This is a genomic window from Mycobacterium sp. IDUB_28 (assembly GCF_055419285.1).
The window spans coordinates 170995-185902 of the sequence record NZ_JBVAXK010000009.1; the positions used below are offsets into that span (position 1 = coordinate 170995).

Consider the following 14908-nt stretch of genomic DNA (forward strand, 5'->3'; position numbering starts at 1 on the left):
CAGGCCTTTCAGGCGCTTATCGGTCTCGTCTCGGGTGTGTTGCCGGGCCTTGTTAACGGCTCTTGTGCCCGTTAATGTGACCCAGACAACACATGTTTTATCAAATATCAGCATGACGCAAGCGGTGCTTGAGTGACCAGACAAAAGGCAGTGAAAGGAATGAGTTGACCGCGCAACTCGCCGGCCACGCTACCCAGGCCCTCGCCTACGAGCAGCCGTACCTGGCTCGTCGGCAGAACTGGGTCAACCAACTCGAGCGGCACGCCATGATGCAGCCGCGAGCCACCGCGCTGCGTTTTCTGGGCAACACCATCACCTGGGCTGACCTGCGGCACCGTGTCGGAACCCTGGCCGGGGCGCTGAGTCGGCGCGGGGTGGGTTTCGGCGACCGGGTGATGGTGCTGATGCTCAACCGCACCGAATTCGTGGAGTCGATGCTGGCGACCAACATGCTGGGGGCCGTCGCCGTTCCGCTGAACTTCCGGCTGACGCCCACCGAGATCGCCTTCCTGGTCGAGGACAGCGGAGCCCGGGTGATCGTCACCGAAGCGGTGCTGGCGTCGGTCGCCCTCGGCGTCCGCGACATCGCCCCGCTGCTCCAGACGGTGGTGGTGGCGGGGGGCGCAGCGGGCGCGGGCACCGACGACCGCGCCCTTTTATATGAAGACCTTATGAGTGAGGCGGGCGAGCCGCCGGGCCTGATCGACATCCCGAACGAATCGCCGGCCCTGATCATGTACACCTCGGGCACCACCGGACGACCCAAAGGGGCGGTGCTCACCCACACCAATCTGACCGGTCAGACGATGACCATGCTCTACACCAACGGGGTTGACCTCAATAACGATGTCGGCTTCGTCGGCGTCCCGCTCTTCCACATCGCCGGAATCGGCAACCTGCTCGGCGGGATGCTGCTCGGCCTGCCCACCGTGATCTATCCGCTCGGCGCCTTCGACCCCGGGCAACTGCTCGACGTGCTGCAGGCCGAGCGGGTCACGGGCATCTTCCTGGTTCCCGCGCAGTGGCAGGCGGTGTGCACAGAGCAGCGGGCCAGGCCGCGCGACCTGTGTTTGCGGGTGATGTCATGGGGCGCCGCGCCGGCCCCGGATGTGTTGCTGCGTCAGATGTCTGAGATGTTTCCCGGCACCCAGATACTCGCCGCGTTCGGGCAGACCGAGATGTCACCGGTGACGTGCATGCTGCTCGGCGACGACGCGATCCGCAAACGGGGTTCGGTGGGCAAGGTGATCCCGACCGTCGCCGCCCGCGTGGTCGACGACGACATGAACGACGTGCCCGTCGGTGCGGTAGGCGAAATCGTTTATCGCGCACCGACATTGATGAGCGGCTACTGGAACAACCCGGAGGCCACCGCGGAGGCGTTCGCCGGCGGCTGGTTCCATTCCGGGGATTTGGTGCGGATGGACGCCGACGGCTACGTCTGGGTGGTCGACCGCAAGAAGGACATGATCATCTCCGGCGGGGAGAACATCTACTGCGCCGAGGTGGAGAACGTCCTGGCGGGTCATCCGCGCATCGTCGAGGTCGCCGTGATCGGACGGACCGACGCGAAGTGGGGTGAGGTGCCGATCGCGGTGGCCGCTGTAACGGAAGGCCACCTTTATATCGAAGAGCTGAATGAGTACCTGACCGAGCGGCTGGCGCGGTACAAGCACCCCAAGGCGCTCGAGATCGTGGACGCACTGCCCCGCAACCCCGCCGGGAAGGTGCTCAAAACTGAGCTGCGGGTTCGGTATGGGGGTCATGGTGGCGCTGAAAAGGTCTCTGCGACAAGAGATTCAACGACATGAGGGGAAATCCGACGGGCTCAAAATGTTTGCCAGGTGCTGACGAAATGTCAATTGTCGAGTTGCGGTACCCACCCGGGCGACCATCGGGTACATTCCTGTGGTCTCCGTTACTACCTGCGGGTAGGGAGCGCTGGGTCACTTTCGTAGGGTCGGGGCAAGGAGGAGGCGTGCACCACCATCCGCCGCACTGCCGCGACGTGAGCGGCCCCAGTTTGATGGGGATTTCGCTGTGAGGGAGCAGTCGTGACGACATCTTCGCGTCCACACCTGGTGGGCTATGTCCGCGACCAGCTGGAAACGCCGCTGACGATGATCGGCGGATTCTTCCGCATGTGCGTGCTCACCGGCCGCGCCCTGTTCCGTCGGCCGTTCCAGTGGCGCGAGCTGATCCAGCAGTGCTGGTTCATCATGCGCGTCGCCCTGCTGCCGACGATCATGGTCTCCATCCCGCTGACCGTGCTGCTGATCTTCACGCTCAACGTCCTGCTCGCCCAGTTCGGCGCCGCCGACCTCTCCGGCGCCGGCGCGGCGATCGGTGCGGTGACCCAGCTCGGACCGCTGACCACGGTGCTCGTGGTCGCCGGGGCCGGTTCCACCGCCATCTGCGCCGACCTCGGCGCCCGCACCATCCGCGAGGAGATCGACGCGATGGAGGTGCTCGGCATCGACCCGATCCACCGCCTGGTGGTTCCCCGGGTGATCGCCGCGACCGTGGTCGCCACCCTGCTCAACGCTCTGGTGATCACCGTCGGGCTGGTCGGCGGCTACCTCTTCGGCGTCTATCTGCAGAACGTGTCCGGCGGCGCCTACCTGGCCACGCTCACCACCATCACCGGCCTGCCCGAGGTGATCATCGCCATGGTCAAGGCGGCGACCTTCGGACTGATCGCCGGCCTGGTCGGCTGCTACCGCGGGCTGACGGTCAGCGGCGGTTCCAAGGGGCTCGGGACGGCGGTGAACGAGACCGTGGTGCTGTGCGTGGTGGCGCTGTACGCCGTCAACGTCATCTTGACCACGATCGGTGTGCGATTCGGGACGGGGCGCTGACATGTCGACATCGGCGGTAGTGCGGTCCCGGTTCCCCCGGGCGGTCGCCAACTTCAACAAGACCGTCGGCAGCGTCGGTCGGGGCATCGGCACCACGGGTGAACTGGCCTGGTTCATCTTGAAGAGCATTGGCCAGATTCCGCACGCGATCCACGTGTACCGCAAGGAGACGCTGCGCCTGATCGCCCAGATCGGGATGGGCACCGGTGCGATGGCCGTGGTCGGCGGCACCGCCGCGATCGTCGGATTCGTGACTCTCTCGGGTAGCTCGCTGGTGGCCATCCAGGGTTTCGCGTCGCTGGGCAACATCGGTGTCGAGGCCTTCACCGGGTTCTTCTCCGCGCTGATCAACGTGCGTATCGCGGGGCCGGTGGTCACCGGCATCGCGCTGGCGGCCACGGTCGGCGCCGGCGCGACCGCGGAACTGGGCGCCATGCGTATCGCCGAGGAGATCGACGCCCTCGAAGTGATGGGCATCAACTCGATCTCGTTCCTGACCAGTACCCGGGTGGTCGCCGGCCTGGTGGTGATCATCCCGCTCTATGCGCTGGCCATGATCATGTCGTTCGTGTCCCCGCAGATCGTCACCACTGCGCTGTACGGGCAGTCGACCGGCACCTACGAGCATTATTTCCGAACTTTCCTGCGGCCCGAGGACGTGTTCTGGTCCTTCCTGGAGGCGATCATCATCGCCGCGATCGTGATGGTGACGCACTGCTACTACGGATACAACGCCGGCGGTGGTCCCGTCGGCGTCGGCGAGGCCGTCGGCCGATCCATGCGGTTCTCGCTGGTGTCGGTCCAGATAGTCGTCCTGTCCGCCGCGTTGGCGCTCTACGGCGTCAACCCCAACTTCGCACTGACGGTGTAGCGACATGACTGGTCCAGGCAAGGTCAACAAGATCTCCAGCCCGCCCTATAAAACTGTAGGCATCGCCTCGATGCTGGTGCTGGCGCTGATCCTGACGCTGGTCTACATCCAGTTCCGCGGCGGGTTCACGTCCAAAGACAAAGTGACGATGTACTCCGAGCGGGCCGGTTTGGTGATGGACCCCGGCTCCAAGGTCACCTACAACGGCGTCCAGATCGGCCGGGTCGGCAGCATTTCGGAGGAGACCCGCGACGGCAAGCCGGTCGCGAAGTTCGTCCTGGAGATCTACCCGCAGTACCTCGGGCCCAAAGGCGTGGTCCCGGAGAACGTGGACACCCAGATCAAGGCCACCACCGTGTTCGGCGGCAAGTACGTGTCGCTGACCACGCCCAAGGACGCCAAGGGCAAGGACATCTCCCGCGGCCATCTCTCGCCCAAGAGCACCATCCGGGCCTCAGCGGTCACCACCGAGATCAACACGGTGTTCCAGACGCTGACCTCGATCTCGGAGAAGGTCGACCCGGTCAAGCTGAACCTGACGCTGAGCGCGGCCGCGCAGGCGCTGACCGGGCTGGGCGACCGGTTCGGCCAGTCCATCGTCAACGGCAACGCGATCCTCGAAGACATCAACCCGCAGATGCCCCAGGCCCGCCGGGACATCCAGGGGCTGGCGGCTCTCGGTGACACCTACGCGAACGCCGCGCCCGACCTGCTGGACTTCCTCAACAACGCGGTGCCCACCGCGCGAACCATCAACGCGCAGCAGCGGGACCTGGACCAGGCGCTGCTGGCGGCGGCCGGATTCGGCAACACCGGCGCCGACGTCTTCGAGCGCGGCGGCCCATACCTGGCCCGCGGCGCCCACGACCTGAAGCCCACGGCGGAGTTGCTGGACACCTACAGCCCCGAGCTGTACTGCACGTTGCGCAACTACCACGACGTGGAACCGACGGTCCGCAGCTTCCTGGGTGGCAACGGCTACTCGCTGAACACCCACTCGGAGATCCTCTCCGCCCTGGGTGCGCTGCTGAACCCCGTGTCGCTGGTGCCGCTGCTGCTCTCCCAGGTCGGCGGGCTGGCCGCGGGGCTGGTCGGTGGCGCACCGAACCCCTACATGTGGCCGGAGAACCTGCCGCGGGTGAACGCACACGGCGGCCCCGGCGGTGCCCCGGGTTGCTGGCAGCAGATCACCCGTCAGCTCTGGCCGGCACCGGAACTTGTGATGGACAGCGGAAACAGCATCGCGCCGTACAACCACCTGGAAACCGGTTCGCCCTATGTCCTTGAGTACGTCTGGGGCCGTCAAGTAGGGGACAACACGATCAACCCATGAAAATCACCGGTACTTTAGTCAAGCTCAGCATCTTCGCCTTCGTGCTGCTGATGTTCAGCGTCATGATCATCATCGTGTTCGGTCAGATCCGCTTCGACCGGACAAGTAGTTACTCCGCGGAGTTCAGCAACGTCAGCGGGCTGCGGTCGGGCCAGTTCGTGCGGGCCTCCGGAGTGGAGATCGGCAAGGTCAAGAACATTCAGCTGCTCGACGGCGGCCGGCGGGTGCGGGTGGACTTCGACGTCGACCGCGCCATACCTCTCTACCAGTCGACGACGGCCCAGATCCGCTACCTCGACCTGATCGGGAACCGCTACCTCGAGCTGCGGCGCGGGGAAGGGGACGGTGTCGACAAGGTCATGTCGGCGGGCGGGTTGATCCCGCTGTCGCGCACGTCGCCGGCCCTGGACCTGGACGCGTTGATCGGTGGTTTCAAGCCGGTATTCCGGGCGCTGGACCCGGGCAAGGTGAACACCATCGCCAAAGAGCTGGTCATGGCGTTCCAGGGGCAGGGCGGCACGATCAACAACATCCTGACCCAGACCTCGCAGCTCACGTCCCAGCTGGCCGAGCGCGACCAGGCCATCGGTGAGGTGATCAACAACCTCAACAAGGTCCTGGACACCACCGTCCGGCACCGCAAGGACTTCGACCAGACCGTCAACAACCTCGAGGTGCTGATCACCGGGTTGAAGGATCACAGTGACGGACTGGCCGGCGGGACGGCGAACATCAGCAACGCCGCGGGGACGGTCGCCGATCTGCTGGCTGAGGACCGCGCGCTGTTGCACCGGACCGTCAACTACCTCGACGCGGTGCAGCAGCCGCTGATCGACCAGCGTCAGCAGCTCAACGACTTCCTGCACAGCGTGCCCAGTGCGTTGAACCACATCGGACGTGCGATCGGGTCCTACGGCGACTTCGTGAACTTCTATTCCTGCGACATCAGCCTCCGCATCAACGGTCTGCAGGCCGGTGGTCCGGTTCGTACCGTCCGGCTCTTCCACCAGCCGACAGGAAGGTGCGCGCCGCAATGAGAACGCTGGAGCCCCCCAATCGGCTGAAGATCGGTCTGATGGGCATCCTGGTGACGCTGTTGGTCATCGGGGTCGGCCAGAGCTTCACCAGTGTGCCGATGTTGATGGCCAAGCCCTACTACTACGGGCAGTTCACCGACACCGGCGGCATGAACAAGGGTGACAAGGTGCGCATCGCCGGCATGGACGCCGGCAAGATCGAGGCCATCAAGATCGACGGCGACCACATCGTGATGAAGTTCTCGATCGGTGTCGAGAAGATCGGCACCGAGAGCCGGCTGCAGATCCGCACCGACACACTGCTCGGCAAGAAGGTCCTCGAGATCGAGGCGCGCGGCAACCAGCCGCTGCGGCCCAACGGCGTCCTGCCGCTGGGACAGAGCACCACGCCCTACCAGATCTACGACGCCTTCCTGGATGTCACCAAAGCGGCCCGCGGCTGGGAGATCGACAGCGTCAAGCAGTCGCTGCACGTGCTCTCGGAAACCATCGATCAGACCTACCCGCAGCTGAGCCCGGCGCTGGAAGGGGTGTCCAAGTTCTCCGACACCCTCGGTAAGCGCGACGAGGAGCTCAAGCACCTGCTGGCCCAGGCCAACCAGGTGGCCAGCGTGCTCGGCGACCGCAGCCAGCAGGTGGACCGGTTGCTGGTCAACGCCAAGACGCTGCTGGCCGCCTTCAACGATCGCGGCCGCGCAATCGACAACCTGTTGGGCAACGTCGCGGCGTTCTCCACCCAGGTGCAGGGCCTGATCAACGACAACCCGAACCTCAACCACGTGCTGGAACAGTTGCGGATCGTCAGCGACACGCTGCGCGAGCGCAAGCAGGACGTGGCCGACGGCCTGCAGATGGTCGGTGGATTCCTCCCGTCGTTGAACGAGTCGATCGGATCGGGGCCGTTCTTCAAGGTCGTCATCCACAACCTGGTCCCGGGCCAGATCATTCAGCCGTTCATCGACGCCGCCTTCAAGAAGCGCGGCCTGGACCCGGAGAACTTCTGGCGCAGCGCCGGGCTCCCGGCCTACCGGTTCCCCGACCCCAACGGCACCCGGTTCCCCAATGGCGCGCCGCCGCCGGGACCGCTGGTGCTGGAAGGCACCCCGGAGCACCCGGGGCCGGCCGTGCCGCCCGGATCGCCGTGCTCGTACACGCCGCCGCCCGACGGCATCCCGACGCCGCAGAACCCGCTGCCCTGCATGGGGCTCAATGTCGGTCCGTTCGGCGGGATGGGCTTCCCGGCGCCGTTCGACGTACAGTCCTCGCCGCCCAACCCGAACGGGGTGCCGTACGTGCCGGGTCTGCCCATCGCCGGACGACCGGGTGAACCGGCGCCGGATGTGCCCGGGACGCCCGTGCCGATTCCGCCGAACAGCCCGCCGGGCTCGCGCACCGAACCGCTGGGGCCGGCGGGACCGGTCGGACCACCGTCGACGTTCGCACCCGGACTGCCACCCGGTCCGCCGGCGCAGCCCGGACCTGGGAACCAGTTGCCGGCGCCGTTCATCAATCCAGGCGGAGCCGGTGGCAGTGGCGCAGCGGGAGGTAGCCAGAATTGAGCACCATCTTTGACATCCGCAACATCCGGCTACCGAAGATGAACCGGGCGACGGTGATCATCGGTGCGTTGGCCGTGATCATTGCGCTCGTCCTGGCGGTCGTCGGCTGGAAGCTGTACCAGAAGTTGACCAACAACACGGTGACGGCCTACTTCAGCGCGGCGAACGCGCTGTATCCAGGTGACAAAGTCCAGATCATGGGCCTGAAGGTGGGCCGGATCGACAAGATCGAGCCGGCCGGTGACCAGATGAAGGTCACGTTCCACTATGAGAACCAGTACAAGGTGCCGGCCGACGCGCACGCCATGATCCTCAACCCCACCCTGGTGGCGTCGCGGGCGATCCAGCTGGAGCCGGCGTACAAGGGTGGACCGGTGCTGGCCAACAATGCGGTGATTCCGATGAGCCGCACGCAGGTGCCGGTGGAGTGGGACGACCTGCGCAACAGCATCACCGACATCATCTCGAAGCTGGGCCCCACCGAGGCGCAGCCGACCGGCCCGTTCGGCGAGGTGATCAACTCGTTCGCCAACGGTTTGTCGGGTAAGGGCCGCCAGCTCAACTCCACGCTGGACAACCTGTCCAAGGCGCTGACGGCGCTGAACGAGGGCCGCACCGACTTCTTCGCGGTGGTCAAGAGTCTGGCGCTGTTCGTCAACGCCCTGCATCAGGACGACAAGCAGTTCGTCGCGCTGAACCAGAACCTGGCGGACGTCACCGGCCGGCTGGCCAGCACCGACGGGGCACTGGCCGCGGCGGTCCGGCAGTTCGACGAGCTGCTGACCACGATCCGGCCGTTCCTGGACAAGAACCATGAGGTGTTGACCCACGACGTCAACAACCTGGCCGACGTGACCAACACCCTGCTGCAACCGGAATCGTTGAACGGTCTGGAGACCGCGCTGCACGTCCTGCCGACGGCCGCAGCAAATGTGAACCAGATCTATCACCCGTCACACGGCTCGGTGGTCGCCGTTCCGGAGATCACCAGCTTCGCCAACCCGATGCAGTTCATCTGCAGCTCGGTGCAGGCGGGTAGCCGGCTGGGGTATCAGGAGTCCGCGGAACTGTGTGCGCAGTACCTGGCGCCGATCCTGGACTCGATCAAGTTCAACTACTTCCCGTTCGGGTTGAACACCTTCAACACCGCCGAGGTGTTGCCCAAGATGGTCGCCTACTCCGAAGAGCGGCTGCGGCCGCCGCCCGGGTACAAGGACACGACGGTGCCCGGTATCTGGGTGCCCGACACCCCGTTGTCACACCGCAACACCCAGCAGGGTTGGGTGGTGGCCCCGGGCATGCAGGGCGTGCAGGTGGGACCGATCACCGCGGGTCTGATGACCCCGGAGTCGCTGGCCGAGCTGATGGGCGGACCCGACATCGGGCCGATCCAGTCCACGCTGCAGACCCCTCCGGGACCGCCGAACGCCTATGACGAGTACCCGGTGGTGCCACCGGTGGCGTTGAACGCCCCGGTGCCGGTGCAGCCGCCACCACCCGGACCCAACGTGATCCCGGGACCGGTCGCACCGACTCCCGCGGCTCCCGGGCCCGCGTTGAATGCGCCGGTCGGCGCGCCGCTGCCGGCTGAAGCAGGAGGGGGCCAGTGACCGCGTCGGGGATATTGCCCAGGTTCCGCCGCGGAACCTGGCGGGCAGCGGTGCTGCTGGTGGCGGCACTGATGCTGAGTTCGTGTGGTTGGAAGGGCATCTCCCAGGTCGCCCTGCCCGGTGCGCCGGGCAGCGGGGAAGGGGCGTTCACCGTCTACGCCCAGGTGCCGGACACCCTGGCGATCAACGGCAACAGCAAGGTGATGGTCGCCGACGTCGAGGTGGGTTCGATTCGCAAGATCGAGCTCAAGAACTGGATAGCCACGCTGACCCTCGGCCTGAACAAGGGCGTCAAGCTGCCGCGCAACGCCCAGCTCAAAATCGGCCAGACCAGCTTGTTGGGTTCGCAGCACGTGGAGTTGCTCGCCCCGGAGAACCCGTCCAAGGAACTGCTGAAAAACGGCGACCGGATCGATCTGAAGAACTCGTCGGTGTATCCCAACATCGAACAGACGCTGGCCGTGGTCTCCCTGATCCTGCGCGGTGGCGGCATTCCCAACCTCGAAGTGCTGCAGAACGAGGTCTACGCGATCCTCAAGGGCCGGGGCACCCAGATCAAGGAATTCTTCGGCAAACTCGACACCTTCACCCGCCAGCTCAACGAGCAGCGCAACGACATCACCCACGCCATCGATTCCACGAACCGGCTGCTCGGGTACGTGGGTAATCGCAACGACGTGCTGGAACGGGTGCTGACCGATTTCCCGCCGTTGCTCAAGCACTTCGCCGACACCAGGAACCTGCTGATCAACGCGGTGGACTCGGTCGGCAGGCTGAGTCGGGTCACCGACCAGTACCTGTCCGAGGCGCGCAGCGACCTGCACAGCGACCTGCAATCGCTGCAGTGCCCGCTGCGGGAACTGGGCAAGGGCTCGCCGTACCTGATCGGCGCGTTGAAGATCATCCTGACCCAGCCGTTCGACATCGACTCGGTGCCGGCGGTGTTCCGCGGCGACTACTTCAACGTCAACGCCACGCTGGATGTGACGCTGAGCTCGGTGGACAACGCGGTGCTCACCGGTACCGGGTTCTCCGGTCTGCTGCGTGCGATCGAGCAGTCGTTCGGGCGTGACCCGGAGTCGATGATCCCGGACGTTCGGTACACGTCGAACCCGAACGACGCGCCAGGCGGACCGCTGGTGGAAAGGGCGGAGCGAGGCCAATGCTGACTCCCTTTGTCAAACGCCAGCTGATGATCTTCACGGCCCTGACCGTGGTGGCACTGTCGGTGCTGGGCATCTATTACCTGCAGATCCCCACCCTGGTGGGCATCGGGCGCTACGAACTCACCGCGGAGTTGCCGGCCTCCGGTGGTCTGTACCCGACGTCCAACGTGACGTACCGCGGCATCACGATCGGCAAAGTCGAAGACGTGGTGCCGACCGCGAAGGGCGCCGAGGCCAAGTTGAGCATCGACAGTCGCTACAAGATCCCGGTCGACGCCGTGGCCAACGTGCATTCCGTCTCCGCGGTCGGTGAGCAGTATCTGGACCTGGTGTCCGACGGCAACCCGGGGAAGTTCTTCGCGGCGGGCCAGACCATCACCAAGGGCACCGTGCCCAGTGAGATCGGACCGGCACTGGACACCGCCAACCGCGGGCTGGCGGTGTTGCCCAAGGAGAAGATCCCGCAGCTGCTCGACGAGACCGCCCTGGCGGTAGGCGGGTTGGGTCCGGCGCTGCAGCGGTTGGTCGACGCCACTCAGGCGATCGTGGGCGACTTCCGCACCAACATCACCGACATCAACGACATCATCCAGCACTCGGGACCGGTCCTGGACAGTCAGGTGACCTCGGGTAGTGCGATCGAACGCTGGTCGCGCAACCTCAACGTGCTGGCCGCCCAGACCGCGGCGGAAGATCAGCATCTGCGCAGCGTGCTGACCCAGGCCGCGCCGACCGCCGACCAGGTGAACCAGGTGTTCACCGACGTGCGGGATTCGCTGCCGCAGACCCTGGCGAACCTCGAGGTGGTGTTCGACCTGCTCAAGCGCTACCACAAGGGTCTCGAACAGGTGGTGGTGTTCCTGCCGCAGGGCGCTTCGATCGCCCAGACAGTGGGGGCGCCGTTCCCGAACCAGTCCGCGCTGGACCTGGCGCTGGCGATCAATCAGCCGCCGCCGTGCCTGACCGGGTTCATCCCGGCGTCGCAGTGGCGGTCGTTTGCCGACACCAGTGACCAACCGTTGCCGGTCGGAACGTATTGCAAGATTCCGATGGACACGCCGGCGAACAGCGTGCGCGGGTCGCGCAACATTCCGTGTGTCGACGTGCCCGGCAAGCGGGCCGCCACGCCGAGGGAGTGCCGCAGCACCAAGCCGTACGAGCCGGCGGGTACCAACCCCTGGTACGGCGACCCGAACCAGCTGCTGAGCTGCCCGGCGCCGGGAGCGCGGTGCGACCAGCCGGTCAAGCCCGGCCTGGTGGTGCCGGCGCCGTCGGTGAACAACGGCCTGAACCCGATGCCTGCGGACCGACTGCCGCCGGGAGGGTTGACGCCGCCGCCGAAGAGCGACCCGCTGACGCGACCCGGCACGGGCGCGGTCAACTGCAACGGGCAACAGCCCAACCCGTGCGTCTACACTCCGGGCGGGCCCCCGTCCGCTGTGTACAGCCCGCAGAGTGGTCAGCTGGTAGGGCCCGACGGGGTGACATACTCCGTCGAGAACTCAACCAAAACAGGAGACGACGGATGGAAGGAGATGCTGGCACCGGCCGGCTGAACCCCATCGACGAGGACGATTCGCCGGGTACCCAGGCAGAGACCACGGATGCGAAGGTATCCCTGGTCAAAGGCGACCCGACAGACTCTGAGGCGCAGACCGCGGATACAGACGTGTCGTCGGTCGACGAGTCGACCGACGGGAACGACGGATCCCGGGATGCGGCTGACGCGGCTCCCGACCGGCGCCCGTCGCGGCTGAATCGCGGCTGGCTGATCGGCATCGCCGCGGTGTTGGTCATCCTCACCGGCGCCGTCGCGGCCGGCGGTTACGTCGCACTGCGCTATCACAAAGACTTCCAGGCCGACGCGCGCAACGACGCGACCGCACTGCGCATCGCCAAGGAATGCGTCGCTGCGACCCAGGCCCCCGACACCGACAGCATGGCCGCCAGCGAACAGAAGATCATCGACTGCGGAACCGACCAGTACCGCACCCAGGCGCTGCTGTACAGCAGCATGCTCGTCCAGGCGTACCAGGCCGCCAATGTGCACCTGAAGGTGGCCAATCTGCGGGCGGCCGTCGAGCGGCACAATCCGGACAGTTCGGTTGACGTCCTGGTCGCTCTGCAAGTCAAGGTGTCCAACGCGCAGGCGCAGGACCAACTGTCGGGCTACCGGTTGCGGGTGCGGATGGAACCGACCGACGGCACCTACAAGATCTCCAAACTCGAAGTGGTGACGAAGTGACGATGGTGGTCGAGGACATCCAGACCACGACGATCGCCCAGGACCTGCCCGAGAAAGCGTTGGCGCCCTGGCACCTTCGCGCCGCCGCATTCTCGGTGGATGTGCTGCCGGGTCTCGCGGCGGCGGTCTCGCTGGCGGTGGTGTCCTTCTCCTTGCCGGCCCGCGACGCCTGGTGGTGGGTCTGTATCGCCGCGCTGGGCGCGGTGGTGCTCGCGGTGTTGGTCAACCGACTGCTGCTGCCGACGCTCACCGGCTGGAGTCTGGGCCGGGCGTTGTTCGGTATCGCGGTGTCGCGGCGGGACGGCGCCGAACTGAGCCCGTGGTGGTTGCTGGTCCGCGAGGTGGCTCACCTGCTCGATACGGCGGCGCTGCTACTCGGCTGGCTGTGGCCGTTGTGGGATTCCGAACGCCGCACATTCGCCGACATGCTCACCCGTACCGAGGTGTTGCGCGTGGTACCGCACGAGCATCACGAGAAGGTGCGGCAATGGACGGTGGTGGCACTGCTCGTCGCGGCCACGGTGTGTATGGATGCCGTCGGCGTGGGCTATGAGGCGAGCTATCAGCCGGCCCGCGCGATCGACCAGACCCGCGCCGAGATCTCCATCCAGGGGCCGAAGCTCGTCGCCCAGATGTTGACCTACGATCCGGCCACCCTGCGCGACGACTTCGCCCGCGCCCTCTCCTTGACCACGGACAGATACCGTCCCGAATTGGCCGCTCAGCAGCAGTCGGTGGAGAAGGGCCATCCGGTCGTCAACGAGTACTGGGTGACGGCGAGCTCGGTGCTCTCGGCTGCCGGGGACCGCGCGACGATGCTGCTGTTCATGCAAGGCCGGCGCGGGTCGGGTCCGGAGACGCGCTACATCTCCGCCAGCGTGCGGGTGAAGTTCTTCAAGGGTCGCGACAATCGTTGGCGCGTCGACGATCTCACCGTGCTGGCCAAGCCGAAACCGCCGGGAGGCGGCAAATGAGCCCCCGCCGCAAGTTCGCGCCCGGCGAGCTGTCGCTGCTGGTCGCGCAGCCGGTGCCGCCGCGGCGCCGGGACCTGCGGATCGTCGCGACCGCCGCGACGTTGCTGATGGTCGCCGCGGTCACACTGTCCACCCTGATGCTGATCGACCACGTCCGCCGGGACCGCACCGCCGAACGGGAGACATCGGCGGTCAACTACGTCAAATGGTTCATGACCGGCTTCACGTCCATCGATCCGTTCCACGCCAACGACTACGTCGACCGGGTTCTGGCCCAGGCGACCGGCGACTTCCACAAGCAGTACGAAGAAAAGGCGAACGACATCCTGCTGCAGGTCGCGCGTGCCGAGCGTGCCACCGGGACGGTCCTGGAGGCGGGGGTGGAACGGTGGAACGACGACGGCAGCGTCACCGTCCTGGTGGCTACCGACGTGACGTCCAAGACGCCGGACGGCAAGCAGGTCCTGGAGAACACCAACCGTTGGTCGGCAACGGCGAAGCAGGAAGGGAATCAGTGGAAGATCAGCAACCTGCTGCAGGTGATCTGACCGTCGCGGCCGATGACGACACTCGCACGGCAGACGACACGGTAGCCACTGCCGCGCCGGACACGTCGGCTGAGGCTGAGGCTGAGGCTGACGCTGAGACTGAGCAGACCCCCGACACCGCGGAAGATGCGCAGGCGGGCAGCGCCGAGCCGGCGGCTCCGGAGAAAGCTGCCAAGAAGAAGCGGCCCGGCCGGTGGGTCGCGGCGGTGGTCGCACTGCTGGCTGCCGCCTTCGTGGGGTCGGCAGCGTTCGCCGGAGCCACCGTGCAGCCCTACCTCGCCGAGCGCGCCACGGTGGACATCAAGTTGAAAGTGGCTCGCGCAGCGGTGAACACGGTCACCACGCTGTGGAGCTACACCCCGGAGAACATGGACAGCCTGTCCGATCGCGCGTCCAACTACCTGACCGGTGATTTCCAGGCGCAGTACCGCAAGATGATCGATCAGATCTCCGCACCCAGCAAGCAAACCAAGATCACCAACTCCACCGAGGTCACCGGGGTGGCCGTGGAGTCGCTCAACGGCCCCAACGCCACGGTCATCGTGTACACCAACACCTCCACCACCAGCCCGAAGACCAAGAACATTCCGACCCTGCAGTATCTGGCGTACCTGCTCACCATGAAGCTCGTCGACGACCACTGGAAGGTGACCAGGATGAACACCGTCACCTCGCTGGATGTGAAACCCAACCTGTAGCGGTCGTCG

13 protein-coding genes are annotated in these 14908 nt (G+C 65.9%); all 13 read left to right on the plus strand.

Translation table 11 applies throughout. The features are described 5' to 3' along the window. The first annotated feature begins 164 nt into the window (after positions 1-164). Positions 165-1811, plus strand: coding sequence for a fatty-acid--CoA ligase FadD5 (gene fadD5, locus ACZYZ9_RS19705; protein WP_463827949.1), 1647 nt, complete (start codon positions 165-167; stop codon positions 1809-1811). A gap of 309 nt (positions 1812-2120) precedes the next feature. Next, the gene (locus tag ACZYZ9_RS19710; RefSeq protein WP_463828028.1) at positions 2121-2858 is read left to right on the plus strand and encodes an MlaE family ABC transporter permease; all 738 of its coding nucleotides are present in this window, start codon (positions 2121-2123) and stop codon (positions 2856-2858) included. A 1-nt stretch (position 2859) separates the two neighbouring features. Then, on the plus strand, positions 2860-3729 hold the full coding sequence (locus ACZYZ9_RS19715) for an MlaE family ABC transporter permease (protein WP_463827950.1): 870 nt from the start codon (positions 2860-2862) through the stop codon (positions 3727-3729). Positions 3730-3733: 4 nt separating this feature from the next. Further along, positions 3734-5062 carry an MCE family protein gene (locus tag ACZYZ9_RS19720; RefSeq protein ID WP_463827951.1) on the plus strand — a complete coding sequence of 443 codons (1329 nt, stop codon included), beginning with the start codon at positions 3734-3736 and terminating at the stop codon, positions 5060-5062. Continuing rightward, positions 5059-6099 (plus strand): virulence factor Mce family protein, encoded by a 1041-nt coding sequence (locus ACZYZ9_RS19725; protein WP_463827952.1) that lies wholly within the window; start codon positions 5059-5061, stop codon positions 6097-6099. Before ACZYZ9_RS19720 ends, ACZYZ9_RS19725 begins: the two co-directional genes overlap by 4 nt. After that, positions 6096-7658, plus strand: a complete 1563-nt coding sequence (locus tag ACZYZ9_RS19730) for a virulence factor Mce family protein (protein WP_463827953.1) — start codon at positions 6096-6098, stop codon at positions 7656-7658. Before ACZYZ9_RS19725 ends, ACZYZ9_RS19730 begins: the two co-directional genes overlap by 4 nt. After that, complete coding sequence (locus ACZYZ9_RS19735; protein WP_463827954.1) at positions 7655-9268, plus strand: virulence factor Mce family protein; 1614 nt, start codon at positions 7655-7657, stop codon at positions 9266-9268. Before ACZYZ9_RS19730 ends, ACZYZ9_RS19735 begins: the two co-directional genes overlap by 4 nt. Then, entirely contained in the window at positions 9265-10437 is a 1173-nt protein-coding gene (locus tag ACZYZ9_RS19740; RefSeq protein ID WP_463827955.1) for a virulence factor Mce family protein, read from the plus strand. Before ACZYZ9_RS19735 ends, ACZYZ9_RS19740 begins: the two co-directional genes overlap by 4 nt. Next, positions 10431-11990: an MCE family protein gene (locus tag ACZYZ9_RS19745; protein WP_463827956.1), complete on the plus strand. Its 1560-nt coding sequence runs from the start codon at positions 10431-10433 to the stop codon at positions 11988-11990. Before ACZYZ9_RS19740 ends, ACZYZ9_RS19745 begins: the two co-directional genes overlap by 7 nt. Next, positions 11960-12679, plus strand: coding sequence for an Mce protein (locus ACZYZ9_RS19750; RefSeq protein ID WP_463827957.1), 720 nt, complete (start codon positions 11960-11962; stop codon positions 12677-12679). The genes ACZYZ9_RS19745 and ACZYZ9_RS19750 overlap by 31 nt, the downstream gene beginning before the upstream one ends. Beyond that, a complete protein-coding gene (locus ACZYZ9_RS19755; RefSeq protein ID WP_463827958.1) occupies positions 12676-13653 on the plus strand; it encodes an RDD family protein in 978 nt (325 codons plus the stop codon). The genes ACZYZ9_RS19750 and ACZYZ9_RS19755 overlap by 4 nt, the downstream gene beginning before the upstream one ends. After that, a complete protein-coding gene (locus ACZYZ9_RS19760) occupies positions 13650-14201 on the plus strand; it encodes a mammalian cell entry protein (protein WP_463827959.1) in 552 nt (183 codons plus the stop codon). The genes ACZYZ9_RS19755 and ACZYZ9_RS19760 overlap by 4 nt, the downstream gene beginning before the upstream one ends. Further along, on the plus strand, positions 14168-14899 hold the full coding sequence (locus tag ACZYZ9_RS19765; RefSeq protein WP_463827960.1) for a mammalian cell entry protein: 732 nt from the start codon (positions 14168-14170) through the stop codon (positions 14897-14899). Before ACZYZ9_RS19760 ends, ACZYZ9_RS19765 begins: the two co-directional genes overlap by 34 nt. Positions 14900-14908 lie beyond the last annotated feature (9 nt).